This is a genomic window from Mycobacterium sp. TH-M116 (assembly GCF_057473685.1).
In genome coordinates, this window is the sequence record NZ_JBYCLC010000200.1 from 1 (window position 1) to 2,338 (window position 2,338).

Sequence of the window (2,338 nt, forward strand, 5' to 3'; positions counted from 1 at the left end):
CGTCGTTGAACGAGAACTCCTCGGACGGGTCGCCCAGGGCGTGGAAACCCACCATCAGCGAACGCGGGAAAGGCCAGGGCTGGCTGCCGAGGTAACGCACGTCGCGGACGGTCAGGCCGACCTCCTCGCGGATCTCGCGCGCGACGCACACCTCGAAGGATTCGCCGGCTTCGACGAATCCGGCCAGCAGCGAGAACATCCGTTCCGGCCATGCGCCTTGGCGGGCCAGCACCGCGCGGTCGCCGCCGTCGTGCACCAGACAGATGATCGCCGGGTCGATACGCGGGAACTCCTCGTGACCGGTGACCGGGTTGATCCGTGACCAGCCCGCCCGGGCAGGTTTCGTCGGGAATCCGTCCACCGCACTGAACCGCGCCCGGTCGTGCCAATTCAGCAGCGCGATGGCCGACGAGACCAGCTGGCTGCTGGTGTCGTCGAAGATCGGGCCGAGGCTGCGCAGGTTCACCACCTCGACTTCCGCACCGGGATCCTCCGGTGCGTGCAGCGCATCCCGGATCGCCCAGACGTGACGGCCACCGTCGATGCGGCCCAGGAACACCGCTTCCGGCGGCGGCTCGTCGCCGAGGGCCGCTGCGGCGCCGAGCACCACCCGGCCTTCGGCGACCAGCACCTGATTGCGCGAGTCCACCCGCACCAGCGCCGCATCAGCCCATCCGGCGGCGGCCGCGTCGCCATCGGTACGCAGCTGTTCGGCGCGGTCGGCGCCGGCCCGCGACAGCAAGGGAACCTCCCGCAGCTGAAACTCCACGCGGCTACTGCCCTGTGCTTCGGATATAGAGCAGCCGGTCGTCGGCCTCGATGGCGTCCGCCTCGGGTGCGCCGATACGAAGCAGACGGCCGTTGCGCACCACACCGAGCACCGTGTCGCGCAGATGGCGCGGCGAACCGCCGATCTCGTTCTGGTCGGCCTCGCGCTCCGCGATGGCCAATCCGACGTCCGGTGTCAGCAGGTCCTCGAACATCTGCACCACGCTGGGCGTGGTGGTGGCGAGGCCGAGCAGCCGACCGGCCGTCTCTGAGGAGACCACCACCGAGTCCGCACCCGATTGCTGCAGCAGATGCTGATACTCGGCCTCCCGGATCGCGGCCACAATCTTGGCTTTGGGCGCGATTTCACGCGCCGTCAACGTCACCAGCACCGCGGTGTCGTCGCGCCCAGTCGCCACGATCACCGAGAACGCGTGCTGCACTCCGGCCAGCCGCAGCACGTCGGACTTGGTGCCGTCGCCGTGAACGGTGACCAGACCGGCGGCCGCGGCGTGTTCGACCGCCGTCCGGTCGGTGTCGACGACGACGATCTCGCCCTGGGCGGCCTCGTCGCTGACCTTGGCGGCGACAGCGGCTCGGCCCTTGGTGCCGTAACCGATCACGACGGTGTGGTTGCGCAATTTGTTCCTCCAACGCTGAATCTTCCACGCCTGCCGGGACCGCTCGGAGAGAACCTCGAGCGTCGTTCCGACCAATACGGCCAGGAAAGCGATCCGCAGCGGCGTGAAGATCACGGTGTGGGTCAGACGCGCCGCTTCGGTGATCGGGGTGATGTCGCCGTAACCCGTCGTGGACAGCGACACCGCCGCGAAGTACAGCGAGTCGACGAACGTCAATTGCTGATTCCGCACATCGCGGTAGCCGCCGCGTTCGAAGTACACGATGGCTGCGGCGACGAAAAGGACCATCACAGCGATGACCACCCCGCGTGTGATCGCGCGGGCGGGGCTGACGGGATCTTCGGGGATGCGTACGACACGGACGAGCTGGTGACCGGGTTGGGTGGTCAGCCTTTGCTTCAGAGCGCTCAGTTGCCGCGATTTACCGTTGCCCACGGCGGTCCATCATCGCCCCAGATCCGGCGCAGTAGACAACCACGAAAGACAACCACGAGACACGCACGCGACCAAATCTAACCGCCCGCGCCCGACGCCGGGGACTCGGCATCACCCGGCGACCGGTCGGCCTTCCGTGGAACCTTCCAGCAACGCGGCCAGCTCGGCGGCCTCGAGCAGTTCGTCCGGTGCGACGGTGGCGCCGGTGCGCACGTAGTAGAAGGCAGCACGCACCGCCGACTCCGGAGCTCCGGTCAGCGCGGCCCACGCCAGGCGGTACACCGCCAACTGGACGGCGGCCTGGCGCATGGCCTCCGCACCCCGCGGGGGTTCACCGGTCTTCCAGTCCACCACGGTGGCGCCGCCGTCAGGGTCGGCGAAGACCGCGTCGATCCGGCCGCGCACCACGGTGTCGGCGATGGGCATCTCGAAGGGCACCTCGACGGCAATCGGTGTGCGGGCCGCCCAAAGCGATCCGGCGAAGGACTCCTGCA

General features: G+C 68.6%; 3 protein-coding genes. All 3 read right to left on the reverse strand.

Annotation, left to right across the window (positions count from 1 at the left end):
- Positions 1–796, reverse strand: a 796-nt coding sequence (nudC, locus tag AC2VOK_RS10210; RefSeq protein ID WP_428900364.1) for an NAD(+) diphosphatase, incomplete at its 3' end; no start/stop codon positions are given.
- A complete protein-coding gene (locus tag AC2VOK_RS10215) occupies positions 774–1,844 on the reverse strand; it encodes a potassium channel family protein (RefSeq protein WP_428900362.1) in 1,071 nt (356 codons plus the stop codon). The genes nudC and AC2VOK_RS10215, both read right to left, overlap by 23 nt.
- Positions 1,845–1,955: 111 nt before the next feature.
- Positions 1,956–2,338: PD-(D/E)XK nuclease family protein (locus tag AC2VOK_RS10220; protein WP_428900363.1), on the reverse strand; the 383-nt coding region annotated here is incomplete at its 5' end.